At 69.4% G+C, this 26,666-nt stretch carries 31 protein-coding genes; 20 read left to right on the plus strand and 11 right to left on the minus strand.

Translation table 11 applies throughout. The annotated features are described in order from the left end of the window. Positions 1-12: 12 nt before the first annotated feature. Positions 13-603 carry a PadR family transcriptional regulator gene (locus tag HD597_RS51265; RefSeq protein WP_185111346.1) on the minus strand — a complete coding sequence of 197 codons (591 nt, stop codon included), beginning with the start codon at positions 601-603 and terminating at the stop codon, positions 13-15. A gap of 133 nt (positions 604-736) precedes the next feature. On the opposite strand from HD597_RS51265, the gene HD597_RS51270 reads away from it, so the two are divergent. The 4 genes from HD597_RS51270 (at position 737) to HD597_RS51285 (ending at position 6,267) form a co-directional block, all read left to right on the plus strand. Then, complete coding sequence (locus HD597_RS51270; protein WP_276083241.1) at positions 737-1,123, plus strand: DUF5318 family protein; 387 nt, start codon at positions 737-739, stop codon at positions 1,121-1,123. 232 nt (positions 1,124-1,355) lie between these two features. Continuing rightward, complete coding sequence (locus HD597_RS51275; protein WP_253754787.1) at positions 1,356-3,887, plus strand: transglycosylase domain-containing protein; 2,532 nt, start codon at positions 1,356-1,358, stop codon at positions 3,885-3,887. After that, positions 3,884-5,206: a glycosyltransferase family 87 protein gene (locus HD597_RS51280; protein WP_253754789.1), complete on the plus strand. Its 1,323-nt coding sequence runs from the start codon at positions 3,884-3,886 to the stop codon at positions 5,204-5,206. The genes HD597_RS51275 and HD597_RS51280 overlap by 4 nt, the downstream gene beginning before the upstream one ends. Next, complete coding sequence (locus HD597_RS51285; protein ID WP_253754791.1) at positions 5,203-6,267, plus strand: mannosyltransferase family protein; 1,065 nt, start codon at positions 5,203-5,205, stop codon at positions 6,265-6,267. Before HD597_RS51280 ends, HD597_RS51285 begins: the two co-directional genes overlap by 4 nt. Positions 6,268-6,329: 62 nt before the next feature. Here the strand turns inward: HD597_RS51285 and HD597_RS51290 are convergent, their stop codons facing one another. Further along, the gene (locus tag HD597_RS51290) at positions 6,330-7,073 is read right to left on the minus strand and encodes a deoxyribonuclease IV (protein ID WP_253754793.1); all 744 of its coding nucleotides are present in this window, start codon (positions 7,071-7,073) and stop codon (positions 6,330-6,332) included. Positions 7,074-7,225: 152 nt separating this feature from the next. Here HD597_RS51290 and HD597_RS51295 point away from each other — a divergent pair, with 152 nt between their 5' ends. Next, positions 7,226-7,402 (plus strand): hypothetical protein, encoded by a 177-nt coding sequence (locus HD597_RS51295; protein WP_020543052.1) that lies wholly within the window; start codon positions 7,226-7,228, stop codon positions 7,400-7,402. Between the two features lie 42 nt (positions 7,403-7,444). Here the strand turns inward: HD597_RS51295 and HD597_RS51300 are convergent, their stop codons facing one another. Further along, entirely contained in the window at positions 7,445-7,762 is a 318-nt protein-coding gene (locus tag HD597_RS51300; RefSeq protein WP_253754795.1) for a hypothetical protein, read from the minus strand. 191 nt (positions 7,763-7,953) lie between these two features. Here HD597_RS51300 and rpsF point away from each other — a divergent pair, with 191 nt between their 5' ends. The 7 genes from rpsF to HD597_RS51335 all read left to right on the plus strand — a co-directional run bounded on the left by rpsF (position 7,954) and on the right by HD597_RS51335 (position 12,326). Then, positions 7,954-8,244 (plus strand): 30S ribosomal protein S6, encoded by a 291-nt coding sequence (gene rpsF, locus HD597_RS51305; protein ID WP_026214314.1) that lies wholly within the window; start codon positions 7,954-7,956, stop codon positions 8,242-8,244. A gap of 78 nt (positions 8,245-8,322) precedes the next feature. After that, positions 8,323-8,880 carry a single-stranded DNA-binding protein gene (locus HD597_RS51310; protein ID WP_253754797.1) on the plus strand — a complete coding sequence of 186 codons (558 nt, stop codon included), beginning with the start codon at positions 8,323-8,325 and terminating at the stop codon, positions 8,878-8,880. 64 nt (positions 8,881-8,944) lie between these two features. Further along, entirely contained in the window at positions 8,945-9,181 is a 237-nt protein-coding gene (rpsR, locus tag HD597_RS51315) for a 30S ribosomal protein S18 (protein WP_020543048.1), read from the plus strand. Positions 9,182-9,195: 14 nt separating this feature from the next. After that, positions 9,196-9,642 (plus strand): 50S ribosomal protein L9, encoded by a 447-nt coding sequence (rplI, locus tag HD597_RS51320; protein WP_253754798.1) that lies wholly within the window; start codon positions 9,196-9,198, stop codon positions 9,640-9,642. A gap of 253 nt (positions 9,643-9,895) precedes the next feature. Beyond that, positions 9,896-10,750 carry an ABC transporter substrate-binding protein gene (locus HD597_RS51325; RefSeq protein ID WP_253754800.1) on the plus strand — a complete coding sequence of 285 codons (855 nt, stop codon included), beginning with the start codon at positions 9,896-9,898 and terminating at the stop codon, positions 10,748-10,750. Further along, positions 10,747-11,586, plus strand: coding sequence for an amino acid ABC transporter permease (locus HD597_RS51330; RefSeq protein WP_253754803.1), 840 nt, complete (start codon positions 10,747-10,749; stop codon positions 11,584-11,586). Before HD597_RS51325 ends, HD597_RS51330 begins: the two co-directional genes overlap by 4 nt. Then, a complete protein-coding gene (locus tag HD597_RS51335; protein WP_253754805.1) occupies positions 11,583-12,326 on the plus strand; it encodes an amino acid ABC transporter ATP-binding protein in 744 nt (247 codons plus the stop codon). The genes HD597_RS51330 and HD597_RS51335 overlap by 4 nt, the downstream gene beginning before the upstream one ends. Here HD597_RS51335 and HD597_RS51340 read toward each other — a convergent pair. Together HD597_RS51340 and HD597_RS51345 are read right to left on the minus strand one after the other, a co-directional pair. Further along, complete coding sequence (locus HD597_RS51340; RefSeq protein WP_253754806.1) at positions 12,323-13,798, minus strand: APC family permease; 1,476 nt, start codon at positions 13,796-13,798, stop codon at positions 12,323-12,325. The genes HD597_RS51335 and HD597_RS51340 overlap by 4 nt on opposite strands. 67 nt (positions 13,799-13,865) lie before the next feature. Further along, positions 13,866-15,167, minus strand: a complete 1,302-nt coding sequence (locus HD597_RS51345; RefSeq protein ID WP_253754809.1) for an MATE family efflux transporter — start codon at positions 15,165-15,167, stop codon at positions 13,866-13,868. Between the two features lie 294 nt (positions 15,168-15,461). Between HD597_RS51345 and dnaB the strand changes: the two genes are divergently transcribed. Both dnaB and HD597_RS51355 read left to right on the plus strand, forming a co-directional pair. After that, positions 15,462-16,817, plus strand: a complete 1,356-nt coding sequence (gene dnaB, locus HD597_RS51350) for a replicative DNA helicase (RefSeq protein WP_253754810.1) — start codon at positions 15,462-15,464, stop codon at positions 16,815-16,817. A 90-nt stretch (positions 16,818-16,907) separates the two neighbouring features. Continuing rightward, positions 16,908-17,354, plus strand: coding sequence for a universal stress protein (locus HD597_RS51355; protein WP_253754812.1), 447 nt, complete (start codon positions 16,908-16,910; stop codon positions 17,352-17,354). Between the two features lie 50 nt (positions 17,355-17,404). On the opposite strand, the gene soxR is transcribed toward HD597_RS51355, so the two are convergent. Further along, positions 17,405-17,902 (minus strand): redox-sensitive transcriptional activator SoxR, encoded by a 498-nt coding sequence (soxR, locus tag HD597_RS51360; protein ID WP_253754814.1) that lies wholly within the window; start codon positions 17,900-17,902, stop codon positions 17,405-17,407. Positions 17,903-17,911: 9 nt separating this feature from the next. Beyond that, positions 17,912-18,343, minus strand: a complete 432-nt coding sequence (locus HD597_RS51365) for an Lrp/AsnC family transcriptional regulator (protein ID WP_253754816.1) — start codon at positions 18,341-18,343, stop codon at positions 17,912-17,914. 56 nt (positions 18,344-18,399) lie between these two features. Between HD597_RS51365 and HD597_RS51370 the strand changes: the two genes are divergently transcribed. Further along, positions 18,400-19,314 carry an SMP-30/gluconolactonase/LRE family protein gene (locus tag HD597_RS51370; protein ID WP_253754818.1) on the plus strand — a complete coding sequence of 305 codons (915 nt, stop codon included), beginning with the start codon at positions 18,400-18,402 and terminating at the stop codon, positions 19,312-19,314. A 32-nt stretch (positions 19,315-19,346) separates the two neighbouring features. Here HD597_RS51370 and HD597_RS51375 read toward each other — a convergent pair whose 3' ends face one another. After that, a complete protein-coding gene (locus tag HD597_RS51375; RefSeq protein ID WP_253754820.1) occupies positions 19,347-20,075 on the minus strand; it encodes an ABC transporter permease in 729 nt (242 codons plus the stop codon). Further along, the gene (locus tag HD597_RS51380) at positions 20,072-20,977 is read right to left on the minus strand and encodes an ABC transporter ATP-binding protein (protein ID WP_253754822.1); all 906 of its coding nucleotides are present in this window, start codon (positions 20,975-20,977) and stop codon (positions 20,072-20,074) included. The genes HD597_RS51375 and HD597_RS51380 overlap by 4 nt, the downstream gene beginning before the upstream one ends. Before the next feature lie 110 nt (positions 20,978-21,087). Here HD597_RS51380 and HD597_RS51385 point away from each other — a divergent pair, with 110 nt between their 5' ends. From HD597_RS51385 to dnaN, 3 genes are all read left to right on the plus strand, one after another. Continuing rightward, positions 21,088-22,515: a sensor histidine kinase gene (locus HD597_RS51385; RefSeq protein WP_253754824.1), complete on the plus strand. Its 1,428-nt coding sequence runs from the start codon at positions 21,088-21,090 to the stop codon at positions 22,513-22,515. Further along, positions 22,515-23,165 (plus strand): response regulator transcription factor, encoded by a 651-nt coding sequence (locus HD597_RS51390; protein ID WP_253754826.1) that lies wholly within the window; start codon positions 22,515-22,517, stop codon positions 23,163-23,165. Before HD597_RS51385 ends, HD597_RS51390 begins: the two co-directional genes overlap by 1 nt. 82 nt (positions 23,166-23,247) lie before the next feature. Continuing rightward, positions 23,248-24,345, plus strand: coding sequence for a DNA polymerase III subunit beta (dnaN, locus tag HD597_RS51395; protein WP_253754828.1), 1,098 nt, complete (start codon positions 23,248-23,250; stop codon positions 24,343-24,345). Positions 24,346-24,349: 4 nt separating this feature from the next. Here the strand turns inward: dnaN and HD597_RS51400 are convergent, their stop codons facing one another. Next, on the minus strand, positions 24,350-24,799 hold the full coding sequence (locus HD597_RS51400) for a MarR family winged helix-turn-helix transcriptional regulator (protein WP_253754830.1): 450 nt from the start codon (positions 24,797-24,799) through the stop codon (positions 24,350-24,352). Between the two features lie 62 nt (positions 24,800-24,861). On the opposite strand from HD597_RS51400, the gene HD597_RS51405 reads away from it, so the two are divergent. Beyond that, complete coding sequence (locus HD597_RS51405; protein WP_253754832.1) at positions 24,862-25,149, plus strand: antibiotic biosynthesis monooxygenase; 288 nt, start codon at positions 24,862-24,864, stop codon at positions 25,147-25,149. After that, complete coding sequence (locus HD597_RS51410; RefSeq protein WP_253754834.1) at positions 25,146-25,991, plus strand: SDR family oxidoreductase; 846 nt, start codon at positions 25,146-25,148, stop codon at positions 25,989-25,991. The genes HD597_RS51405 and HD597_RS51410 overlap by 4 nt, the downstream gene beginning before the upstream one ends. On the opposite strand, the gene HD597_RS51415 is transcribed toward HD597_RS51410, so the two are convergent. Further along, positions 25,978-26,652, minus strand: a complete 675-nt coding sequence (locus HD597_RS51415; protein WP_237102320.1) for a FadR/GntR family transcriptional regulator — start codon at positions 26,650-26,652, stop codon at positions 25,978-25,980. The two genes, HD597_RS51410 and HD597_RS51415, sit on opposite strands and share 14 nt — an antisense overlap. Positions 26,653-26,666 lie beyond the last annotated feature (14 nt).

Here is a 26,666-nt window from a genome sequence, read left to right on the forward strand (position 1 = left end):
GCACTCGCTCCCTTACTCATCAGTTGACGTGGTATCTCTCTCGGGCCTCTCCTCTGACGAGGCCCGACGCTCCGTTGCGATCAGCTCGTTCAGCCAGCGCACCTCGCGTTCGACGGACTCGAGCCCGTGGCGTTGCAGCTCGAGCGTGTAACTGTCGAGGCGCTCCCTGGTGCGCGCCAGCGCAGTGCGCACCGCGTCGAGGCGCTCCTCGAGCCGGCTACGGCGGCCTTCGAGAATGCGCAGCCGCACTTCGGCCTCCGTGTGGCGGAAGAAGGCGAAGTGCACGCCGAAGCTCTCGTCCTCCCATGCGGATGGACCGGCCTGCGTGAGCATGTCCTGAAGGCGTTCCTTGCCCTCGGCGGTCAGCTTGTAGACGATCTTCGACCTGCCGCCGACGATCGCGTTCGGAGCGGGCTGCTCCTCGGCGATGAGGCCCTGAGCCAGAAGTGATCGCAGACAGGGGTACAGCGACCCGTAGGAGAACGCACGGAACATCCCCAGCAGGGCGTTGAGCCGTTTGCGCAGCTCGTAGCCGTGTAGCGGCGTCTCGTGCAGCGACCCGAGCACGGCCAGCTCCAAGACCCTGCCCTGTCCGCTGGCCACTGGAACCGCCCCCTCTCGCGTCGATGTATCGAGCCGATACATCCCCAAGATACGTCGGTCCGCTATATGCCCGCAATCTATGAATCTGCCAAGGCGTTGGGATGAACCCGTAAAACGCCGTAGTCTGGCGCTCATGTGGTCACAGAGAAGGGTGGTGGATTACGGCCTCGCGAAGCGGGCGGTCGTCCGCTCCCTGCGCTCGGGGTACGCCTCGCGCCGCGACGTCTGTGACGCACAGCCCTACCTCCTTCGCGCGGCGCGCCACTTCGGCGAGCCGACCGAACGCCCCTGCCCGGTGTGCGAAAAGGAGAACGTCACCAACGTGACCTATGTCTACGGGGAATCTCTCGGCAGGCATGCCGGTCAGGCAAAGGTCACATCAGAACTCGTCGCCATGGCTCATGATTACGATGAGTTCCGGGTGTACGTTGTCGAGGTCTGCCAAGGTTGTTCCTGGAATCACCTGACGGTTTCGTACGTCCTCGGGAACGGACCGCCTGACCTCGCCGGACAAGCGTGATGACCGAGGGCGGCGAGGAGCCCACGCCCGACCGCCGTTTATGTTTCCGACGACGTTGTGAGGACGTGTGAGTAACAGCATGAATGAGGGGCCGGCCCGCCCGGGGAGGCGCCGTCGATCCAGCTCATCCCGTTCTGTGCCCCAGAGTTCTCCTCCCCAAACCGGCGAGCCGGGGTGGGGCGCGGCCCAGCCGCCCCGTCGTCCTGAAGCGGCCTACGAGCAGACGGGCGCGATGGCCGCGCAGCCGTACGACGACCCGGCCGCCAGACGCGCCCAGCCGCGTGCGGGGCGTGCCGAGCAGCCGCGCGGGAGCCATCCCGAGCAGCCGCCGCAGCATGGAGGCCACCCCGAGCAGCAGCCGCCGCGCTCCCGCAGCCGCCAGGATACGCGCACGCTGGGTAACCAGGAGACGATCATCAGTGACGCGCCGCGCCGTTCGCGCCGGCGCGGCTCGGGCGAGCCGCCCGAGCCCCCGGGGCCGCCGACGAAGAAGGACGGCGGCGGCCGGGGCGGCTGGCGCAGGTTCGTGCCGAGCTGGAAGATCGTCGTGGCCGGCACCGTGGTGCTCGCGGCGGGCCTGTTCGGCATGATCATGGTCGCGTACGCCAACACCCCGGTCCCCACCTCCGCGCAGAGCGAGGCGACGGCCCAGCAGAGCACCATCTACTACCGCGACGGCAAGAACGAGATCGCCAGGCTCGGCTACAAGCGCGAGATCGTCCCCTTCGCCAAGATGGACGAGGACGTCAGGAACGCCGCCGTCGCGATCGAGAACAAGACGTTCTGGGAGGACTCCGGGATCTCCGTCTCCGGCATGGTCCGCTCGGTCTACAACACCGTCACGGGCCAGCAGCTCCAGGGCGCCTCGACGATCACCCAGCAGATGGCCCGCGGTTACTACGACGGCCTCAGCCAGGAGGTCTCGATCCAGCGCAAGGTCAAGGAGATCTTCGTCGCGGTCAAGCTCGACGAGAGCATGTCCAAGGAGGACATCCTCGAGACCTACCTCAACACCATCAACTTCGGCCGCGCGTACGGCGTCGAGGCCGCCGCGAAGGCGTACTTCCCCGGCAAGAACATCACCGCCGCGAAGCTGACCCCCGAGCAGGGCGCCTACCTGGCCGCGCGCATCCAGCAGCCCAACTGGGACCACGACTCCTCGGCGCTGCAGTGGCGCTTCAAGGAAGTCATCAAGAACATGGCCGAGCTGTGGCCCGACAAGTACGGCAACCTCCCGCAGACCGCCAAGTTCCCCAAGACGCGCGCCTCCGCCGGCAACGACGACCTGGGCGGGCTCAACGGCTACATGGTCAAGCAGGTGCTGGCCGAGCTGGAGACCCGCGGCCTGACCGAGGAAGAGATCAAGAGCGGCGGCTACCACATCGTCTCGACCTTCGACAGAAGGCTCATGAAGGCCGCGCAGACGGCCGTGAAGAGCACGATGCAGGCCTACAACCTGGGCACGGAGTTCCACGGCGGCCTGGCCGCGGTGAACCCGAAGAACGGGCGCGTGCTCGCCTTCTACGGCGGCGACGACTATCTCACCGACCCGTGGAACGAGCCCTTCCAGTCCACCAAGCAGGCCGCGTCGGCGTTCAAGCCGTACGTGCTCGCGGCCTGGTTGCAGGCCGGCTACTCGCTCAAGAGCTACGTGCCGGGCAACCAGACGGTGCCCAAGGAGCTGCCCGGGCAGCAGGAGGGCGGCATCAGGAACAGCCACAACGTCGGCGTGTCCGTCGACGTGGTCAAGGCCACCGCGGCGTCGGTCAACACCGCGTACGTGTCCATGGCGTTCAAGCTGCCGGGCCAGCTCGATGACGTCAAGAACCTCGTCGAGGCGGCCGGCTTCAACGAGAAGCGCATGGAAGACGACGTGAACGAGCACCACTTCCAGTTCGCGATCGGCAGTGCGCTGGTGACCCCGGTCGAGCAGGCCGCGGGCTACTCGATCTTCGCCAACGGCGGCAAGTACACCAAGTACCACGTCGTCCAGGAGGTCAGGCAGAACAACAAGGTCGCCTACCCGGAGCAGGCCGTCGCCAAGGAGGTCATCAACCCGGGTGTGGCCGCCGACGCCACGATCGCCATGCAGGCGGTGCTCCAGCCGGGCGGCACCGCGGCGGGCAAGGGCCTGGGCAACAGGCCGGCCGCAGGCAAGACCGGCACGAACAACGACGAGAAGGAAGCCTGGTTCGTCGGGTACACGCCGCAGATCTCCACCGCGGTCGGGTTCTACCGTGAGCAGTGCGTGACCAAGACCGGCAAGGTCGTCGCGCCGCAGCACTCCAACTGCCCGATCTTCCGCAAGGGCAGCAAGAAGTACAACAACGACAATCCCTACACCAGGGTCAAGGAAGTCTCGCTCGGCTTCGAGGGCGCGGGCCCGCCCACCATCGCCTGGCAGAAGTTCATGCAGATGGCTCACGAGAACCTGCCGGTCGAGCAGTTCCCGGACCGGGCCGAGGTCGGCGTCCCCGAGAACATCGTGCCGAGCCCGACGCCCACGCCGACGCCCACGCAGGAGGACGAGAACCCGTTCGGCCCGGACAACCCCTTCGACGACGGCTCGGACGACTGCATCATCGGCTGCGACGGCAACGACGCCACCGTTCCCGACGATGACGTGAGCGTGGACGACGGCGGCACCGACGACGAGTTCTCCGAGACCAACCCCAACGACGTGGGCCTGGCGGGTCAGGGATCCGCGCCGGAGCCCAGAGCCAGCGGGGCACAACCGAAGACCACCAGGCCAGAGGACCAGTGACGAGCACTGAGGCACGCGCCCCCTGGGTGGCGCGTGCCGTGCCGTACCTGCCCCTGGGGCTGATCGCGGCCCTGGGGGCGACCCTCGCGTACGTGGTGCGGCTGCCATGCCGCACCGGCGGGTGGAACGACCAGGTCTCCACCTACACGAACTTCTGCTACACCGACATCTACCCCCTGTACTTCGACAGGGCGCTGGCCACCCAGGACCCGTACTTCGCCCAGGTGCCGTTCGACAAGCAGGTCGAGTACCCGGTGGTGCTGGGCGAGGTCATGCAGGTGATCAGCTGGATCGCCCGCGCGCTGGAGCCCGACGCCGTCGCGCAGGCGGTGCGCTTCTACGACCTGACCGTGATCCTGCTCGGCCTCAGCCTCGTGGCCGGCGTGCTGCTGATGGCGGCGGTGGCGGGGCCGACGCGGCGCTGGGACCCGCTCTGGTACGCCATCTCGCCGGCCGTGGTGCTGGCCGCCTACATCAACTGGGACCTGGTGGCCGGCGCGCTGTCCATGGGCATGCTGCTGGCCTGGAAGCGGCAGCGCCAGGTGGCGGCCGGGGTGCTGCTGGGGCTGGCGATCGCGACCAAGTTCTACCCGCTGATGTTCCTGGGCGCGCTGTTCCTGCTGACGTGGCGTACCGGGCGATGGCGGCCGTTCCTGGTCACGGTGGGCTCGGCGGCGGGCGCGTGGCTCGTGGTGAACGTGCCGTTCATGGTCTTCGCCTGGGAGGGGTGGCGCAGGTTCTACGTCTTCTCCCAGGAGCGCGGGGTCGACTGGGGCTCGCCGTGGCTGTTCTTCCAGAACAAGGGCTGGCCCGTGCTGGGCGAGGCCGACGTGAGCACGCTCGGCATGGTGTCGCTGGCGGCCATGTGCCTGGGCATCGCCGTGCTGACGCTGGCCGCGCCGCGCCGGCCCCGGCTGGCGCAGATCTGCTTCCTGGCGCTGGCCGCGTTCATGATGACGAACAAGGTGTGGTCGCCGCAGTTCGTGTTGTGGCTCGTGCCGTTCGCGGTGCTGGCCAGGCCGAACTGGAAGCCGCTGGTGCTGTGGCAGCTCGCCGAGGTCTGGTACTTCGTCGCGATCTGGCTCTACCTGCTCGCCCAGCCGCCGCTCAGCCGCGACGACCTCGGCATCGGTGACGACACCTACTTCACCGCCGTGTGGGGCCGGATCATCACGATCGGCATCATGATGGCGTTCGTCGTGCGTGACGTCCTGCGGCCCGACAAGGACGTGGTCCGGCAGGCCGACCTCGACGATCAGGCAGGCGGCGTGTTCGACGACGCGCCCGACCGGTTCACCCTGCAGTCCGCCTTCAGATGATCACTCGCTCGGCCGGCCGGGACGCGCTGCTGCTGTGGTTCGGCTCGCGGGCCGGGCTGCTCGTGGCGACGCTGCTCGGCGTGACGCTGGGCGAGTACCTCGACCGGTGGCGCAAGTGGGACGCCACGCTGTTCATCACGATCGCCCGGTACGGCTACGACGGCGAGCCGGGCAGGCCGCCGGACGACGGGCTGCCCGCCTTCTTCCCCGGGCTGCCGGCGGTGCTGCGGCTGGTGCACCTCGTGGTGCCCGACTGGGCGGCGGCCGGGCTGCTGGTCTCGCTGGTCGCCGGGGCGGTCGCGATGCTGGCTCTGGCCAGGCTGGCCGAGGTCGAGGGCGCGTACGGGTGGATGGCGGTGCTGGCGCTGCTGCTCTTCCCGATGGCGGTGTTCCTGGCCGCGGGTTACAGCGAGTCGCTCTTCCTGGCCTTCGCGATCCCGGCGTGGCTGGCCGCCCGCCAGGGCAACTGGCCGTCGGCGGCGCTGCTGGCGGCGGGCGCCTCGTGCGTGCGGATCACGGGATTGTTCCTCGCGCTCGCGCTCGTGGTGGAGTTCGTGATGCGCAGGGAGTCGCCGCGGCGGGCCTGGTGGCTCGCCGTGCCGCCGGTGCCGCTGGTGGCGTACTCGTACTACCAGTACGGCAGGACCGGCGACTGGCTGGCCTGGAAGCACGCGCAGGAGGCCGGCTGGGGGCGCGACTTCGCCTGGCCGTGGCAGGCGTGGGCGACGACCTGGCGCTCGGCCATGGGCTCGGGCGACTTCGCGGTGGCCTTCCGGATGGAGCTCGCCGGGGTCGTGGTGGCCGTCGCCGGGCTGGTGTGGCTGCTCGTGCTGCGCCGCTGGAGCGAGGCCGTCTACACGGGCACGCAGGCGGCGGCGCTGATGACGTCGGCGTACTACCTGTCGATCCCGCGCTCGCTGCTGCTGTGGTTCCCGCTGTGGGTGCTGGTCGCCCGGCTCGCGACCAGGAGGGCGTGGGTGCTGGTGCTGTACGGGCTGATCTCAGGGCCGTTGATGCTGGTCAACACGGGCCGGTTCCTGAGCGGCGCCTGGGCAGGCTGACGCCTTACCCACTTTCCCGTCTCGGTAATCCAGGGAAGTTATCCACAGCCTGTGTGTATTCGCTAGAGGTTCTTCCTCAGGAACGCGATGTCCTCCGCCTGGCCCTCACCGGGCGTCTCGACGACGATCGGCGCGCCGGCCGCCCGGCAGACCGCCAGGATCAGCTCGGGGTCGATCTTGCCCCTGCCCAGGTTGGCGTGCCGGTCGGCGCCGGAGTCGAAGTCGTCGCGCGAGTCGTTGCAGTGGATTAGGTCGATGCGGCCGGTGATGGCCTTGACCCGGTCGACCAGGTCGACCAGCTCCTCGCCGCCGGCGTGGGCGTGGCAGGTGTCGAGGCAGAAGCCCACGTCGAACCCGTCGAGCGCCTCCCACAGCCGGCTGATGCGCTCCAGCTTGCGCGCCATCGCGTTGCCGCCGCCCGCGGTGTTCTCGATCAGCACGGGGATGGGGCACTCCATGCGCTCGAACACCTTGCGCCAGTTGTCGAACCCGGTCTGCGGGTCGTCGCTCTTGTTGACGTGACCGCCGTGCACGATCAGGCCCTTGGCGCCGAGGCTCGCGGCCGCCTTCAGGTGCTGCTCCAGCAGCTTGCGGCTGGGGATCCTGATGCGGTTGTTGGTCGTCGCCACGTTGATCAGATAGGGGGCGTGGATGTAGACGTCCACACCCTCGACCGGCTTGGCCGGCAGCACGGGCTTGTCGTAGCCCTGCGGGTCGCCGAGGAAGAACTGCACCACCTCGGCCCCGACCTCCGCGGCGTGGGCGGCGGGGTCGTCCTGATCGACATGAGCTCCGATTAGCACCATGTCGCCGAGGATATCCGGAGCGACGAGCCCGGGGCGGAGAGGGCAGCTCGCGTGACCAGCGGAGCCCCGTGCGAGTGCGACCATCAGACGCGTTTGGCAGCAGCAGCTCAGGGCAGTCGCCGGGGCACCCCCTACCCCTGAGGAGTGCACATATGAGCCGCTGGCGCTTACGAGCGCTGATCGTCCTCGTTTACGTCATCATCGGCATCTACGTCGCCTGGGTGTACGACTACATCACGCCGGGGCTGCTCCGGGATCTCGCGGAGGCGTTGCTCGCGGTCTTCCTCTGGTTCCTGGTCCTGCTCGGCATAGACCTGCACATCGGGTGAGTCACATAGACAAACGGCCCCGGCGGGAACCGGGGCCGTTGCTCATGAGTGGGGGAGGAATCCGCCGTGGGCGATGCCGAGCGCGGCGCCCACGAACGATCCCACGAGTCCGACGATGTTGAGCGAGCGTTGCGGCGTCGTGGCGGAGACGTACTGCGAGTAGAGACCCATGCCGAAGCCCAGCGTGCCGAACCAGGACGAGATCGCGTGCGCCGAGGTCCAGAACGTCGAGACGAAGGCGACCACGCCGCACACGAGCGTGGCGACGGCCAGGATGTTCTCGACCGGGTGCGGACGTCCGTCCGGGTTGAGCGTGAGCCTGAACCGCTCGCTTTCGGCGGGCTGAAGCACATGTGGCACGGCCACCACCCCCTTGGTTTCCTACAGGCCTTCCCACCTACCGGCGGCTGGTAACCTTGGCACGCTGCGTTGTGATGGGTGACCCATCGCCCCGGGTGCCGAAATGGGGCCGCCCGGGCCAAGACGTCAGCGTCCTCCTGTCACGGCAGAGTGTCGTGACCGCAAGAGTCCAGAGGAGGTAGGAGTCCCGCATGCGTCGTTACGAAGTAATGGTCATTCTGGACCCTTCGCTCGATGAGCGCACCGTCGCGCCGTCCCTCGACCAGTTCCTCACCGTGGTCCGCAACGACGGCGGCACCGTGGAGAAGGTCGACGTCTGGGGCCGTCGCCGTCTCGCCTACGACATCGACAAGAAGTCCGAAGGCATCTACGCCGTCATCGACCTGTCCGCGGAGCCCGCGACGGTCAAGGAGCTCGACCGGCAGATGAACCTCAACGAGGGCATTCTGCGCACCAAGGTCCTGCGTCCGGACGTGCACTAACCTCCGGCTTTTGTCGGAGGAGCCCCGTACTCTGAGCCGTAATCCAAGCGAAGGCGTGCAGGAAGGCGAGCGCTAGCCATGGCAGCAGGCGACACCGTAATCACCATCGTCGGCAACCTGGTCGACGACCCGGAGCTGCGCTTCACCCCGACGGGGCAAGCGGTGGCTCGATTCCGCATCGCGTCCACTCCGCGGTTCATGGATCGACAGACCAACGAGTGGAAAGACGGCGAGAGCCTCTTCCTGACCTGCAACGTCTGGCGGCAGGCGGCGGAGAACGCCGCCGAGAGCCTCCAGCGCGGCATGCGGGTCATCGTGCAGGGGCGGCTCAAGCAGCGGTCTTACGAGACCAAGGAAGGCGAGAAGCGCACGGTCTACGAGGTCGAGGTCGACGAGGTCGGCCCGTCCCTGCGTAACGCCACCGCCAAGGTCAACCGCACCTCCCGTCAGGGTGGCGGCGGTGGCGGCTTCGGCGGCGGCCCGTCCGACGACCCGTGGGCCTCCGCCACGCCCGCCCCGCCTCAGGGCGGCGGCTTCCAGGGCGGTGGCGGCGGCGGTTACGGCGGTGGCGGCGGCCAGCAGGGCGGCGGCTTCGGCGGCGGCGGCAGCGACTTCAGCGACGAACCGCCTTTCTAAACCCAGTCCGAAAAGCCCGAGTCCATTCCCGCCCTGAAGGCGGGGCTCTGAAAGGAGCACCACGATGGCAAAGCCGGCACTGCGCAAGCCCAAGAAGAAGGTTTGCCTGTTCTGCCACGACAAGATCTCCTACGTCGACTACAAGGACACGGCCCTGCTGCGGAAGTTCATCTCCGACCGCGGCAAGATCCGTGCGCGCCGGGTGACGGGCAACTGCACCCAGCACCAGCGCGACGTGGCGACCGCGATCAAGAACGCCCGTGAGGTGGCTCTGCTGCCTTACACGAGCACCGCGCGCTAAGGAGGCCTGTCGATATGAAGCTCATCCTCACCAACGAGGTCTCCGGCCTCGGCACCCCTGGCGACATCGTCGAGGTCAAGGACGGCTACGGCCGTAACTACCTCATCCCGCGCGGCTACGCCATGCGCTGGACTCGGGGTGCCGAGAAGCAGATCGAGACCATCCGCAAGGCTCGCGACGCCCGCGAGATCCGCGACCTCGGCACCGCCAAGGAGGTCGCCGGCCAGCTCGGCGCGCTGCGCGTCCGGCTGACCACCCGCGCGGGCGAGTCGGGCCGGCTGTTCGGCTCGATCACCACGGGCGACATCGCCGACGCCGTCAAGGCCGCCGGCGGGCCGGTGCTCGACCGCCGCCGCATCGAGATCGTCAACGCGATCAAGAGCGTCGGCTCCCACCGCGTCACCGTCAAGCTCCACCCCGAGGTCTCCGCATCCATCGATGTCGAGGTCGTCGCCGGCTGAGCCGGCTGAACGAAGGGTCTCTCCGTTGGGAGAGGCCCTTTTTTCTTTACGGCGGAGCCACGGCTCCCCACCCGCCGTACTCCGGCTGACGCCCTCCAGGAAACGGCCTCCGACCCTTCACCGGCCGATCACCGTCACGCGAGCCCGAAGCAGGCCGATCGCCATGGTGAGGGACACCCTGGGACGGGATTCCCTATACGGGCGGCGTAGAATGCCCTTCGTTCTTTAGCGCGTTCCCCCTGGAGGCAAGGCCATGGCCGTTCGCCCTTTGCTGTTGCTTGCCGTGGCCGTGGCCGTCGTCGGTTGCGCGCCTGTGGACGAAACGGCCACCACGGCCGCCCCCACGACGTCCACCGCCTGCACCAAGGAGCAGTTGTCGCTGCTCACCCCGGGCAAGCTGACCATCGGCACCGACAAGCCCGCCTTCGAGCCGTGGTTCAAGGACGACGACCCGGGCAACGGGCAGGGGTTCGAGAGCGCGGTGGCGTTCGCCGTGGCGGGGGAGCTGGGGTTCGACCGCAGCGAGGTGCAGTGGAGCACCGTGAAGTTCGATGCCGCGTTCGCGCCCGGCGACAAGGAGTTCGACTTCGACATCAACCAGGTCTCGATCACGCCCGAGCGGGCGGAGGCGGTCGACTTCAGCAAGGGCTACTACACGGTCAAGCAGGCCGTCGTCGTCTCCGAGAAGGGCAAGTTCGCCGGGGCCAAGAGCCTGGCGGAGCTGAAGGACGCCAAGATCGGCGTGCAGGTCGGCACGACCTCGTTCAACGCGGTCAGGGACGTCATCAAGCCCGCCGACGACCCCGACGTCTTCAACGACCAGATCGACGTCGTGACCGCGTTGAAGAACGACCAGGTGGACGCGGTGGTCGTGGACCTGCCGACGGCGTTCTATGTGACGGCCGCCCAGGTGGAGAACTCCAAGATCGTGGGCCAGTTCAGCTCGACGGGCGGCACGCCCGAGGAGTTCGGGCTGGTGATGGAGAAGGGCAGCGCGCTCAAGCCGTGCGTGGACAAGGCCGTGGACGCGCTGAAGACGAAGGGTGAGCTGGCCAAGATCGAGCAGCAGTGGCTCGGCTCCGCGGCGGGCGCCCCCGAGCTGCGATGAGCGAATGGGTCAAGTCGGAGCGGCAGGTCGAGCGGGAGCGGGTCCGCAGATCGCGCGCCCGCCGCTCGGCCTCGATCGCGACGGCCTCGACGATCGTCTTCATCGTGCTGGTGGTCTGGGGGATCACCAGCTCGCCGGGCTGGCCGCGGGTGCGGGAGACGTTCTTCGACGGTGAGCAGTTCGTCGCGGCGCTGCCGGACGTGCTGGAAGGCTTCCTGCTCAACGTCAGGATCTTCCTGATCTCAGAGGTGCTGATCCTCGTCATCGGCCTGCTGGTCGCGCTGGCCAGGGGGATCAGGACGCCGGCGTTCTTCCCCGTCAGAGCCCTGGCCACGCTCTACACCGACGTCTTCCGCGGCGTGCCGACGATCCTGGTGATCTACCTGATCGGGTTCGGGCTGCCGGCGCTGAAGTTGCAGGGCATCCCGACCGACAAGGCGACGCTGGGCATCATCGCGCTGACGCTCTCGTACGGGGCGTACGTGGCCGAGGTGTTCCGCGCGGGCATCGAGTCGGTGCATCCCAGCCAGGTGGCGGCGGCCCGCTCGCTCGGCCTGAGCCACTTCAAGACCATGCGCTTCGTGGTGGTGCCGCAGGCCACGCGCAGGGTCGTGCCACCGCTGCTGAACGACTTCGTCTCGTTGCAGAAGGACACGGCGCTGGTGGCCACGATCGGGCCGCTGGAGGCGCTCAGGCAGGCGCAGATGCACACCTTCAACACCTTCGACTACACCCCCTACCTGGCCGCCGCACTGATCTTCATCCTGCTCACCATCCCCATGGCCAGGCTCACCGACCACCTGGCGGCCCGTACGCGCAGGAGGCGCGGAGCATGAGCGTCCTGACCATCGAGGGGGTGTGGAAGAACTTCCACGGCCACAGCGTGCTGCGCGGCATCGACCTGGAGGTCGAGTCGCACGAGGTCGTGAGCCTGATCGGGGCCTCTGGCTCGGGGAAGTCCACGCTGCTGCGCTGCGTCAACCTGCTGGAGACGGTGGACGACGGCGCCATCTACCTCGACGGCGAGGAGATCACCGACCCGCGGGTGAACATCGACCAGGTGCGCAGGCGGCTCGGCATCGTCTTCCAGTCGTTCAACCTGTTCCCGCACATGACCGTGCTGGACAACATCACACTGGCCCCCAGGCAGGTGCACGGGGTGGCCCGGGCGCAGGCGGAGGAGCAGGCCCACGGGCTGCTGGCCAGGTTCGGCCTGGCGGAGAAGGCGAAGGCCTACCCCGACCAGCTCTCCGGCGGGCAGCAGCAGCGGGTGGCGATCATCCGGGCGCTGGCCACGCAGCCCAGGCTGATGCTGCTCGACGAGGTGACCTCGGCGCTCGACCCCGAGCTCGTGCTGGAGGTGCTGGGGATCATCAGGGAGCTCAAGGAGTCGGGCATGACGATGATCCTGACGACCCACGAGATGGGCTTCTGCCGCGACATCTCGGACCTGGTGTGCTTCCTCGACGGCGGGGTGCTCGTGGAGAAGGGGCCGCCGGAGCAGATCTTCACCTCGCCCGAGCAGCCGCGTACCCAGGAGTTCCTGCGCAGCGTGCTGGAGTCGGGGCGGTTCTAGCGGCGGTGGCGGCCGTGGGGGTGTCTCGGAGGAGGGGTGCTCGGGCGCGCCAGGAGGCTGTGGCGGCGGCCGTACACGAGGTAGACCAGCAGGCCGAAGACCATCCACAGGGCGAACCAGGCCCAGGTCAGCACCCGCAGGTTCACCATCAGCCAGAGCGTGGCCACCAGCGACAGCGCGGGCAGCAGCGGCGAGAGCGGCACCCGGAAGCCCCGCTCCAGGTCCGGCATGCGCCGCCGCATCACGATCACCCCGGCCGCCACGAACGCGAACGCGAACAGCGTCCCGATCACCACGAGCTGCTGCATCGTCAGCACCGGCACGAACTCGGCCAGCACGATCGCCACCAGCCCGATCACCAGCGTCACCCGCGTGGGCGTGTGGTAGCGGCGGCTCACCGTGGCCAGCCCGCGGGGGATGAGCCCGTCGCGGGCCATCGAGAACAGCACCCGTGTCTGCCCCACGATCAGCACCAGGATCACCGTGGTCAGCCCCAGCACCGCGCCCACGTCGATGACGTGCACCATCCAGTCCACGACGACCGCCCGGAACGCGCCCGCCAGCGGCGACTCCTCGGAGATCTCCGTGTACGGCGCCATGCCGATCATCACCAGCGCCACCGCGAGGTAGATGACGGTGGCGACCACCAGGCTGCGGATCATGCCCTTCGGCACGGCCCTGGGCGCGTTCACGGTCTCCTCGGCCGAGGTGGCCACGATGTCGAACCCGATGTACGCGAACGCGATCGCCGAGGCCGCCGCGAAGATCCCGAACCAGCCGAACGCCTGGCCCTCCCCGATGAAGACGCCCAGCACGGTCGCCGGAGCCGTGTCCAGCGGCTGCGGCGGCACGTAGAAGTCGCCGAAGTTGGCCACGTCGACGTGCGCGACGCCCACGACGATGACCGCGCCGATGGCCAGCAGCTTGGCCGACACCATGATCCACAACGCCCGCAGCCCGACCCGCGCGCCCAGCGCCACGATGCCCGTGAGCAGCACCAGGATCAGCAGGACGAGACCGTCCTGGACGAGGTCCGCGGCCGGCACGCGGATCCCGAAGTGCGAGATCGCCCCCACCGTGATCGCGGCCCACGCCCTGGCCACCACCGCGGCGGCGAACTGCAGCTCCAGGATCAGCGCCCAGCCGATGATCCACGCCCACACCTCGCCGAAGATGACGTAGGTGAAGGTGTACGCGCTGCCGGAGGTCGGCATCGTGGACGACAGCTCGGCGTAGCACAGGCAGGCCAGCAGGCACGCGATACCCGCGATCATGAACGAGAGGATCACTCCGGGACCGGCCGTGGTGGCCGCCTGCTCCCCGGCGATGCTGAAGATGCCCGCGCCGATCATCACGCCGAGCCCGAGCACGACCAGGTCGGCCGGGCGGTAGACCTCGGCCAGGCTGTGCCGGGCGCCGGTACGCAGGCCGGTCGCCTCGGAAGGCGGCAGTCGTCGCAGAATCGTGGACAAGGAACACCCCGCTCAGGGAACTCGCCCACCATGTCTCACTACGTGGACAACAACAAGCACGAATCCATCACGTGCCGGTCACCAGCCAGGCGGTTCCGTTGGCGCGGCGGACCAGCGTGACGAGGCGGGCCGCCATCCACACGCCCAGCGCGCACCAGAGCGCCACCACGCCCAGCCCGGCGGCGAGCAGGGCGGCCGGCAGGTAGGCGAGCGTCGTCCACACCCCGGCCCAGGCGAGATACCGCTGGTCGCCCGCCCCGATCAGCACGCCGTCCAGCACGAACACCACCCCGCACAGCGGCTGCAGCAGCGCCACCGGCCACAGCAGGTCGAGCAGCAGCCCGGCGACCCGCGGGTCGGCGTCGAAGAGCCCCGGCAGCAGCGGCCTGGCCGCCAGCACGAGCAACCCGAGCACGATCCCCGACCAGACGCCCCACTGCACCATCCGCCGCGTGGCGGCCCGGGTGGTGCCGACGTCGCCGGCGCCGAGCGAGCGCCCGGTGATGGCCTGCCCGGCGATGGCGATCGCGTCCAGGGCCAGGGCGAGCAGCGTCCACACCTGCGTGGCCAGCGCGTACGCGGCCAGTTCCGCCTCGCCCATCCGGGTGGCGATGACGGTGGCGGCCAGGATCACGATGCGCAGGCAGAGCGTACGTACGAACAGGGCGAACCCCACCGTGCCGGCCTCCTTGACGCCCGCCACCGAAGGCGTCAGCGATGTCCCCAGCCGCGCGGCCCCCCGTGCCACCACCACGAGGTAGACGGCCGCGCCGAGCGTCTGGGCCAGCACCGTCCCCCACGCCGACCCGGCGATGCCCCACCCCAGGCCCAGCACGAACCAGGCGTTCAGCGCGGCGTTCAGCGCGAACGAGCCCACGGCCACCACCAGCGGCGTCACCGTGTCCTGCAGCCCGCGCAGCACGCCCGTCCCCGCCAGCACGACCAGCATGCCGGGCGCGCCCAGCAGGCTGATCCGCAGGTACGTCACGGCCTGCGCCGCCTGCGAGCCCGCCGTGCCGAACAGCTCCACGATCATCGGCGCCAGCGGCCAGCACACCACGATCACGGCGGCCCCGAGGGCCAGCGCCAGCCAGATGCCGTCCACGCCGCTGCGCATGGCCCGCACGTGGTCGCCCGCCCCTGTCCGGCGCGCCACGGACGCCGTCGTCCCGTAGGCGAGGAAGACGCACAGGTTCACCAGCGTGGTCAGGACCGTCCCCGCCACACCCAGAGCGCCCACCGCCGTGGTGCCGAGGCCGTGGCCCACGATGGCGTAGTCGGCGAGCAGGAAGAGCGGCTCGGCCACCAGCGCCCCGAAGGCGGGCACGGCCAGCCGTAGAATCTCCCGGTCTCTGGGTGTAATGGGCATTCGTCCATTATGGGCCTTACGCGGCGTGTCGGGCCAACTTTCTTTCCTCCACAGCCAGTGGACACTGTTCGCCCTGGTCGAGACGGCTTCGGTGGATATCCGCAAGAGTTATCCCCAGGCTCCGTCCACAGGCCGTTCACACCCTGAGGGCGTTCATCCACAGGTCATCCACAGGTCGGCCACAGGGTTGTCCACAGGTCACGTTGCCGACGGCGCGTTACTCCGGGAAACTGTCAGACCGGTCGACTACAAGTGGGGGTGGTGCGACCGCCTGCAAGTTGTTGAGGGGGCGCGGTGAGCATTGACGAAGAGGTGGGCGCAGGCCCGGGTTTCGAACGCACACCTCCCAACAACATCGAGGCGGAGCAGTCGGTCCTCGGCGGCATGCTGCTGTCCAAGGACGCCATCGCCGACGTCGTGGAGATCCTGCGCTCCGACGACTTCTACCGCCCGGCCCACCAGATGGTCTACGACGTCATCACCGACCTCTACGGCCGGGGCGAGCCCGCCGACGCGGTCACCGTCTTCGACGAGCTGCAGAAGCGCGGTGAGATGGCCCGGGTGGGCGGCGCGGCCTACCTCCACACGCTGACGGCCGTCGTCCCCACCGCGGCCAACGCCGGCTACTACGCCAAGATCGTCCGCGAGCAGGCCATCCTGCGCCGCCTCATCGAGGCCGGCACCCGCATCGTCTCCTTCGGCTACGGCGGCCAGAACGAGGAGGTCGACGAGCTCGTCGACCGCGCCCAGGCCGAGATCTACCAGGTCACGGAGCGCCGCACCTCGGAGGACTACGCCCCGCTGGCCGACATCATGCCGGGCGCCCTCGACGAGCTGGAGGCCATCGGCAGCCGCGGCGGCCAGATGGTCGGCGTCCCGACCGGCTTCGCCGACCTCGACCAGCTCACCAACGGCCTGCACCCCGGCCAGATGATCGTCGTCGCCGCCCGACCCGCCATCGGCAAATCAACGCTGGGGCTGGATTTTGCCCGTTCTGCGGCGATCAAGAATGGTATGACCACGGTCATCTTCTCGCTGGAGATGTCCCGCAACGAGATCACCATGCGGCTGCTGTCCGCCGAGGCCCGCGTGGCGCTGCACCACATGCGCTCCGGCATGATGGGCGACGACGACTGGACCCGCCTGGCCCGCCGGATGAGCGAGGTGGCCGAGGCGCCGCTGTTCATCGACGACTCGCCGAACATGTCGATGATGGAGATCAGGGCCAAGTGCAGGCGGCTCAAACAGCGCAACGACCTGAGGTTCGTGGTCATCGACTATCTCCAGCTGATGAGCTCGCCGAAGAAGACCGAGAGCCGCCAGAACGAGGTCTCTGAGATCTCCCGTGCCATCAAGCTGCTGGCCAAGGAGCTCGAGGTGCCGGTCATCGCGATCTCGCAGCTCAACCGTGGTCCTGAGCAGCGTACGGACAAGCGTCCCGCGGTCAGCGACCTTCGTGAGTCCGGGTCGATCGAGCAGGACGCGGACATGGTCATCCTCTTGCATCGAGAGGATGCGTACGAGCCCGAATCCCCCAGAGCGGGCGAGGCCGACCTGATCGTGGCCAAGCATCGTAACGGCCCCACGGCGACCGTGACGGTGGCCTTCCAGGGGCACTACAGCCGGTTCGTGGACATGGCCCAGCACTGAGCCGCGTGTGACCGACCAGACAGTCGCCGGCGGAATGGCGGTGATCGCTCCGGTGCTCTATCGAGTGACTGAAGCGAAGGGAAGAACGCCATGACCATCCTCGTCGCCTACGACGGCTCGGCTGACGCGCGCGCCGCGATCGAGTTCGCGGCCAAGCACCTCACGGCCCAGCCCACGGTGATCGTCACGGTGTGGGAGCCGCTGCTCGTGCAGCTCAAGAAGTACCCGCTGGCGGCGGGCGCGATCGACCCGGGCACGGAGGACGAGGCCAAGGCGCAGGCCGAGCAGCACGCCAAGGAGGGCGCCGAGCTGGCGGTCGCGGCGGGGCTGAGCGATGTGACCTATCGGGCGGTGGCCGACAACGAGTCGATCTGGCGGACGATCGTGGACGTGGCCGACGAGCTCGACGTCTCGGTGATCGTCACGGGCTCGCGCGGTCTGGCCGGCGTGCGTTCGGTGCTGCTGGGCAGTGTCTCCAACCACGTGCTGCACCACGCCCACCGGCCGACCTTGATCGTCCCGCCCGCCAAGGCCTGATCGTCCCGCCCGCGAAGGGCTGATCGTCCCGCCTGGAAAGGTCTGATCGTCTAGCAGGGCGTAGGGGCGCAGCAGGGCTGCTGCGGCGGGCAGAGCCGGGTGTCGATGCGCCGCGCGCCCGGCCCCTCGTCGCCCAGCCGGTCGTAGGGGTTGGCGACCGGGCACCTGTCCAGTGACAGGCAGCCGCAGCCGATGCAGTCGGTGAGGTCGTCGCGCAGCCGCTGGAGCTGCTCGATGCGGTCGTCCAGCTCGCCGCGCCAGGCGGCCGAAAGCTTGGCCCAGTCGTCGCGCGTGGGGGTGCGCTCGTCGGGCAGCTCGGCCAGCGCGTCCTTGATGACCTTCAGCGGGATGCCGATGCGCTGGGCGAGCCGGATGAAGGCGACCCTGCGCAGGCTGTCGCGGCTGTAGCGGCGCTGGTTGCCGGCGGTGCGCCGGCTGCTGATGAGGCCCTTGGCCTCGTAGAAGTGCAGGGCGGAGACCGCGACGCCGCTGCGCTCGGCGAGCTGGCCGACGGTCAGCTCCTTGGTGTTCCAGGCGACCTTCGTCATACCTGGAGATTACTTGAGGGTCCGCTCGAAGAGCGTATCCAGCGCGACGATCGTCCGCGTCCCGGTGACTCCGTCCACCTGGAAGACCCGGCGCAGCACGTCCTGGAGCTCGCGGGTGCCGGCCGTGCGCACCTTCAGCAGCACCGAGGCGGGGCCCGCGATGACGTGTGCCTCCTCGACCTCCGGGATCGCGGCCAGCGCCTCGCCGGCGTCGCCCATCCACGAGCCGCCGTCCACCAGCACGTACGCCGTCACCGCCCGCCCGAGCGCCTCCTGGTCCACCTCGATCGTGGTCCGCCTGATCACGCCGCGCTCGCGCAGTTTGCGCACCCGCTCGTGAGCCGCCCCGCTGGACAGCCCCACGGCCTGGCCGAGAGCCGCGTACGACCGCGTGGCGTCCTCCTGGAGCAACCCGACCAGCATCCTGTCGATGTCATCCACAACCGAATGTTATCTGGTCATACCGGAGTATTGCCGAACCGCGTATGGTGGTCGTCATGACGGACACGATCCCCACGGAGTTCGAGGTGCTGGACGAGCGGTTCGGCGCGATCGGCGGAGACGACAAGGTCGAGATCCTGCACACCGGCACCCGATGGGCGGAGGGCCCGGTGTACTTCCCGGCCGGCCGCTTCCTGGTCTGGAGCGACATCCCCAACGAGCGGATGTTGCGGTGGGACGAGATGAGCGGCGCGGTGGGCCCGTTCCGGCAGCCGTCGGGCTACACCAACGGCAACACCCTCGACCGCGAGGGCCGGCTCGTCTCGTGCGAGCAGGGCAACCGCCGGGTGACGCGCACCGAGCACGACGGCTCGATCACGGTGATCGCCGACCGGTGGCAGGGCAGGCGCCTCAACAGCCCCAACGACGTGGTCGTGCGCTCCGACGGCTCTGTCTGGTTCACCGATCCGCCGTACGGGATCCTCAGCAACTACGAGGGCGTGGCCGCCGAGCAGGAGATCGACGGCTGCCACGTCTACCGCGCCGACCCGGTGACGGGCGAGGTGCGGATCGTGGCCGACGACTTCGTCCGGCCCAACGGCCTGGCCTTCTCCCTGGACGAGCGGCGGCTCTACGTCGCCGACACGCGGGCCAGGCAGTTGCGGGTCTTCGAGGTGGGCGACGACGGCACGCTCGGCGGCGGCAAGGTCTTCGCCGAGGGCGGGGAGCAGGACAACTACGACGGCCTGCGGCTCGACGACACCGGCCGGGTGTGGATCGCGGCCGGCAAGGCGGTGCTCTGCTACGACCCCGACGGGACGCTCATCGGCCGGCTCAGGCTGCCCGAGTTCACGGCCAACCTGGTGTTCGGCGGGCTCAAGCGCAACCGCCTGTTCATCACGGCCTCGTCCTCGCTGTACTCGCTGATGACCAACGTGACGGGTGCGCGCCCGGTGTGGGCCGGGCGCTGACCCCTCCCTCCGCGCCCCCGCGGCGGGGAGCTTCACTCCCAACGGAACGTCCGCACCGCCAGTCCGCCGAAGACGACCAGCCCCGCGGCCACCACGGCCAGGTGCATGAGCTGCGGCGGCTGTCCCGCCCAGGTGTCCTTGAGCGCCTGGGTGAACGGCCCGGCCACGGAGAAGTCGCTGATCGCCAGCAGCGGGGCCGGCATGATCTCGCGAGGCACCCACATGCCGCCCAGGAACATCAGCGGGAACATCACCACCGACCCGATGCCGGGCGCCGACTTGGCGCTCGGCGCTAGCGCGGCGATCACCAGCCCGATCGCCAGCAGGGCGGCCGTGCCGAGCAGGAAGACCAGGATGAACCAGGCCCACGCCTTCGGCGGCGCGGAGCCGAACACCAGCCAGCCGGCCAGGATCAGGATGACCGTGGACACGGTCCCGACCGCCAGGTTGATCAGGAGTTGCACACCCAGCAGCCGCGCGGGATGCACGGGAGTGGTGGACATGCGCCTGAGCACGCCCTGTTGCCGGTACGTCGCCAGCACCGCCGGCAGCACGCTGCACGACAGGGTCAGCAACGAGAGCAGCGCCATGGTGCTCGGCGCGTGCGTGTCCACGATGCGCTGACCGCCGTCCTGCACCTCGGTGAAGCTGGGGATGCTGACTCCCAGCACGATCAGCAGCCCGACAGGCAGCCCGATCGTGAACAGCAGGGTCGGCCAGTCCCGCAGGTGCAGCTTGGCCTCCATGACGAGCAGCTTCATGACAGCTTCCTTCCGGTCAGCGCGAGGAACGCGTCGTCGAGGGTGGCCTGCTCGATGCGCAGGTCTCCGGGGACGACCTGGTGGTGTGCCAGGGCGAGGGTGACGGCGGGGGCCAGGTTCCCCGAGCCGGTCACCACGACCGAGTCGCCGTTCCTGGTGACGGCCCGCACCTCGGGCAGGGCCAGGAGCACGGCGTCGTCGAAGCGCGCGGACGGCCGGAAGCGCACGCGCTGCTCCCCGCCTGCCTGGGCGATGAACCCGGCAGGCGTGTCGGTGGCGACCACCTTGCCGGCGTCGATGAGCGCGAGCCGGTCGCAGAGCCGCTCGGCCTCCTCCATGAAGTGGGTGACCAGCACGATCGTCACGCCGGTCTCGCGCACCTGCTCGATCAGCTCCCACGTGTCCCTGCGGGCCTGGGGGTCGAGGCCGGTGGTCAGCTCGTCGAGCACCGCCACGCGCGGCCGGCCCACCAGGGCCAGCGCCACGGACAGCCGCTGCCGCTGCCCGCCGGACAGGTTCTTGAACATGGTGTCCCGCTTGGCGGACAGGCCCACGCGTTCCAGCAGCTCGCCCCAGTCGGCGGGGTCCGGGTAGAAGGAGGCGTACAGGTCCATGGCCTCCCAGACCTTGATCTTCTCCGGCAGGGCGGCGCTCTGGAGCTGCATGCCGAGCACGCGGCGCAGCTCGTCGCGGTCGTCGCGGGGATCCAGGCCGGCCACGCGCACCAGTCCGCCGTCCCGCTGCCGCAGCCCGGCCACGCACTCGACCGTGGTGGTCTTGCCGGCGCCGTTCGGGCCGAGGATGCCGAAGATCTCGCTCTCGGCCACCTCGAACGAGACGTCCTCGACCGCGAGGTGATTCGGGTACTGCTTGCGCAGGTTCCTGACCTCGATGATTTTCATGGTGACGACGCTAGAAGCGCCTCATCGGGCGGGTAATCCGGCTGGATGCCCGGCAAGGGTGTATCTAGGTGCAGTGTCATGACGTGGCAGGTTGGCGCAGACTGGGGGGCATGCTGCGAAGCTACGGCCGTGTCCTGGCGCTGCTCGCGCTCGTCATCGTGCAGGCCGCCATGGCCGGGCTGACGAGCGTCATGCTGCTCCTGTCCTTCGCCCTGGGCATGGTCTTCCTGTTCCCGCCGCAGGCGATGATGGTCAGGGAGCTGGCAGAGCTCAACCGCAAGCTGGTACGCGACTGGGCGGGCATCACGATCGACTCCCCGTACCTGCCGCCGCCCCCGCCCCCCGTCCCGCAGGCCGACGGCATGTACCGCTCGGAGCGAACGCTCTACAAGACCCCCCGGGTGCCGGCCTGGAACGACCGGTGGAAGTGGCTGGTGAGCGATCCCGCCACGTGGCGCGACGAGGTCTGGCTGCTGCTCGACCCGCTGGTGAAGGTGCTGCTGACGCCGCTGCTCCTCCTGCTCCCCGGACGCGGCCTGCGCGTCTACGGCCTGTGGAGCAAGAAGCTGCTGGACCCGACCGCCGCCAGCCGCCTGGCCGGCCAGGTGAGCCACCTCCAGCGCACCCGCAACCTGGCAGCGGACTCGCAGGCGGCCGAGATGCGCAGGATCGAGCGCGACCTGCACGACGGCACGCAGGCCAGGCTCGTGGCGATCGGCATGACGCTGGGGGCCGTGGAGCAGCTCGTCGAGACCGACCCGAAGGCGGCCAAGGCGCTGCTGGCCAAGGCCAGGGACGCCTCCTCGGAGACGCTCACGGAGCTGCGCAGGGTCATCCGGGGCATCCACCCGCCGGTGCTCGCCGAGCGCGGCCTGGCCGACGCCGTACGCGCGCTGGCCATGGACAGCGCGCTGGACGTCAGCGTGGAGGTGAACCTGCCGCACCGGCCGGAGGCGCCGGTGGAGGCGGCGGTGTACTTCGCGGTCAGCGAGCTGCTGTCGAACGCCGCGCGGCACGGCGACGCCCGTACCGTGCTCGTGGACATCAGCACCAACGCCGCCGACCTGCGCATCACGGTGACCGACGACGGCATGGGCGGCGCCGACCCGGCCAAGGGCAGCGGCCTGGCCGGCATCGAGCGGCGGCTGGCGGCCTTCGACGGCGTGCTCGCCGTGCACAGCCCGCCGGGTGGCCCCACGACCGTCAGCATGGAGCTGCCCAAGGTGCTGCCCACGTACTGGACGGGCACGTCGTCCAAGATGCCGCGCTGGAAGACCGTCACGATCACGATCCTCTGGTGCACCGCCTGGTGCCCGACGTTCCCGCAGGGCCTCGTGGCCGGCGTCTTCAAGGTCTTCGGCATCGAGGAGAAGACCTGGTTCCTCGCCCTGCACCTGCCCGAGCCCTGGCAATGGCCGACGATCATCGGCATGATTCTGCTCGGTGTCCTCATGCATGTCATGGCCATCCGCATCCCCGCCTCGCACGACCGCGAGAAGTTCATGGCGGAGGCCACCCCGACGAAACCCTGGTGTTGATGAACCGCGTACTGATCGCCGAAGACCTCTACCTGCTCAGGGACGGCCTGGTCCACCTGCTCCAGGCCCACGGCTTCACGGTCGTGGCGGCCGTGGAGAGCGGCCCGGAGCTGCTGAAGGGCCTGCTGGAGCTGCGCCCCGACGTCTCGATCGTGGACGTGCGGCTGCCGCCCACGCACACCGACGAGGGTCTGCAGGCCTCGCTCGCGGCCAGGACGCAGATCCCCGGGCTGCCCGTGCTCGTGCTGTCCCAGCACGTCGAGCAGCTCTACGCGCGCGAGCTGCTGGCCGACGGCTCGGGCGGGATCGGTTACCTGCTCAAGGACCGGGTCTTCAACGCCGAGCAGTTCGTGGACGCCGTACGCAGGGTGGCCGCGGGCGGCACCGCCATGGACCCTGAGGTGATCGCCAAGCTGCTGGCCAGGAACGCCAGGGACGAACCGCTGGCCGCGCTCACGCCGCGCGAGCGCGAGGTGCTCGAGGCCATGGCCGAGGGACGCTCCAACGCAGCCATCTCGCAGCGGCTCTATCTCAGCGAGAGCGCCGTGGCCAAGCACACGGCCTCCATCTTCGCCAAGCTCGGCCTGGCGCCGTCCGACGACGACAACCGGCGCGTGCTGGCCGTGCTCGCCTACCTCAACAGCCGCTGACCTCCCGCCGGGAACCGCTCAGAGTTGTCGGTCGCAGCGGCTATTTTCATAGAGGCATGGCGCGACGAAGAGGTGGTTTCAGGTGAAAATCCGGGTTAACCGCGATGTTCTAGCAGAAGCGGTGGCATGGGCTGCGCGCATCCTGCCCAGCCGTCCCGTGGTGCCTGTCCTTTCCGGGCTGCTGCTGGAGGCGGGTGAGGAGCTCACCCTGTCGGCGTTCGACTACGACGTCTCCGCGCGGGCCGCGATCGACGCCGACGTGGCCGAGGAGGGGCGGGTGCTGATCCCCGGCCGCCTGCTGGCCGAGATCAGCCGCAGCCTGCCCGCCGACGACGTGGAGCTCGTCACCGAGGGCGCGGAGGCGGTGCTGACCTGCGGGAGCGCCGAGTTCGGCCTGATCACGATGCCGGTGGAAGACTTCCCGACCCTGCCGGCCATGCCCGAGAGCATCGGCGCCATCGGCGGCGGCGTGTTCGCCTCCGCCGTCGGCCAGGTGGCGTCGGCCGCGAGCCGCGACGACACGCTGCCGATGCTCACCGGCATCAGGGTCGACATCGAGGGCGAGTCGGTGGCGATGGCGGCGACCGACCGCTACCGCATCGCCGCCCGCGACTTCGACTGGCGTCCCGCGCGCCCCGGCGTCGCCGTCTCGGCCATGGTGCCGGCGCGGGTGCTGGTCGAGGTGGCCAAGTCGCTGCGCGGCGGCGAGGTCTCGGTCGCGATGGGCGACGGGGTGGCCGGGTTCGAGAGCGTCGGGCGCAGCACGACCGTGCGGTTGCTCGACGAGCAGTTCATCGACTACCGTGCGCGGCTGACCTCCGACTGGTCGATCAGGGCCGACGTCGCTGTGGCGCCGTTCGTCGGGGCGATCAAGCGGGTGGCCCTGGTGGCCGAGCGCAACACCGCCATCCGGCTGTCGTTCAGCCAGGGGCAGGTGCTGATCCAGGCGGGCGGGGGCGACATCGGGCGCGGCGCCGAGGTGGTCCCGTGCGAGCTGCGCGGCGAGGACATCCAGATCGCCTTCCAGTCGCAGTTCCTGCTCGACGGGCTGACGGGCATCGAGAGCGAGCTGGCCCGCATCAACATGGAGTCGCCCACCCGGCCCGCCCTCATCCAGGACGTGCCGGGCGACGCCGCGCCGGCCTTCCGCTACCTGGTCATGTCGCTGCGCCAGACCTGAGCCCTCATGACCCCGTCTGGCGCTCGGCGACCAGCCTGAACACCCGCTTGAACTCCGCGTACGCCTCCTCGCCGACCGCCCTGGCATGCTCCGCCTCCATCTCGGCGAGGACGGCGTCCGACTTGGCCATGTGGTCGAGCCCCTTCTCGGTCGGGACGATCAGCTTGGCCCGCCGGTCCGCCGGATCGGGCTGCCGCTCCACGTACCCGAGCGCCACCAGCTCGTCCACCAGCGTGCCGATCACCTGCTTGTGCTGGCCCGACTGCGCGGCCAGGTCCGTGGCCCTGCTGCCCTCCACGTCCAGGTAGGCCAGCACCGCCCCGTGCCGGGGCCGCACCTGCGCATGCCCCTGTTCGCCGAGCTTCGTGAACAGCTCCCGCTGCAGGCTGAAAAGCGTCCGGCTGGACAGCACGCCGAGATCCGGCTCCTCCTGCTTGCGCTGGCTCCTGCGCACCACACACTCCTCAATTAGTCACTAATGTTGACCGTCACTAATTATTACTATACCGTCGAGGCATGACGACGACGGTGGAACTCACCCGGTTCCGGGTGTCTCCCGAGCGTGCCGGCGACCTGCTCGCGGCACGACCGGGGATGATCGCTGATTTCCAGGCGGACAGGGCCGGATTCCTGGACGCCAGGCTGGTTCGCGTGTCACCTGACGAGTGGCTGGACATCGTGGAGTGGCGATCGGGCGCCGACTTCGCCGCATCGCGGGCGAAGGGCGCCAACCTGCCCGGCATCCGGGCCTTCTTCGACCTGATCGACGAGCTTGTCTCCACAGAGGAGGGGACCCTGTCATGACCATCCTGATCACCGGTGCCGGAGGCACCGTTTCGCGCGCCGTGCTGCGCGCCCTCGAAGGCACCGCGGACGTGCGGGTGCTGGTCCGCGACCCGGCCAAGGCGCCCGCGGGGGTCGAGGTCGCGGTCGGCGACCTGGACGAGCCCGCCACGCTCGACGAGGCGTTCCGGGGCGTGAAGACGGTGTGGCTGCTGACCGCCATGGGGCCGTACGCGCCGCACCGCAGCATGAACGCCGTCTGGGCGGCGCGGCAGGCGGGCGCGAGCCACGTGGTGCGCATGTCGGCCATCGGCGCCGCGCACGACGCGCCGACCCGCAACGGCCGCCTGCACGCCCTGTCGGACGTGGAGCTCGCGGCCTCCGGCCTCGACTGGACCATCGTGCGCCCGGCCTTCTTCATGCAGAACCTTTTCGGCTCGGTCAACGGCGACACCCTGTACGGCGCGCTGGGCGAGGGCCGGATCGGCATGGTCGACGTGCGCGACATCGGTGACTTCGCGGCCGAGGTCCTGCGCGCGCCCGCGCGGCACAAGGGCGCCACCTACACTCTCACGGGCCCGGCCAGCATCTCGCTGGGCACGATCGCGCAGGAGCTGTCGCAGGTGTACGGCACCCCGATCACCTACCAGCCGGTGCCCGTGGAGGTGGGCGTGCGCTCGATGCTGGAGGCGGGGATGCCCGACTGGGACGCCAAGGTCACGGGGGAGTACCTGACCGCGTACGCGCAGGGCTGGGGCGACTACACGACCCCTGACTTCGAGAGCGTCATGGGGCGCCCGGCCACGCCGTTCGTCACCTTCGCCCGCGACCACGCGCGGGAGCTGCGGCCTACGACTCGGTGAGCGCGATGAGGATGTGCTCCATGCAGGCGTGCCCGGCCCGCTCGGCCGCCGCCGCGTCGCCGGCGGCGATGGCCCGCGCGATCGCGTCGTGGGGGATGTAGCTCTTGTTGAGCGACGTCCCCGCGGCGGTGATGCTGGCCCTCAGCGCCGCCGAGAAGTCCTCGTACAGGTCGATGAGCACGAGGTTGTGGGTGGCGTGCGCGACGGCCATGTGGAAGGCCAGGTCGGCCTCCACGAAGAAGTCGGGGTCGTCCAGCTCCCAGGCCCGCTCGCGCTCGGCCAGCGCGGCCTCGATGCGCCTGATGTCCTCGTCGGTGCGCCTGGTGGCGGCCAGGCGGGCCGACTCGACCTCCAGCGCGCGGCGTACCTCGAGGATCTCGAGCTGCTCGGCCTGGCGCAGCCGCCGCAGCATGGCGCCGGACAGCTCGCTGGTCGCGCGGACGTAAGTGCCGTCCCCCTGACGGCACTCGAGCAGCCCGGCGTGCGTGAGCGCGCGTACGGCCTCACGAACGGTGTTGCGACCCACTCCGAGCTGCTCGGCGAGCACGGTCTCGGTCGGGATCTTGCCGTTCATCGGCCACGACCCTGATGTGATCTGCTCCTTGAGCTGATCGATCACCTGGTCGACGAGCGAAGCCCGCTGCGCCGTACGCAGACTCACAGTCCGCCTCCTCC

Source organism: Nonomuraea thailandensis (assembly GCF_024172165.1).
In the GTDB taxonomy this organism is placed as follows: Bacteria; Actinomycetota; Actinomycetes; order Streptosporangiales; family Streptosporangiaceae; genus Nonomuraea; species Nonomuraea thailandensis.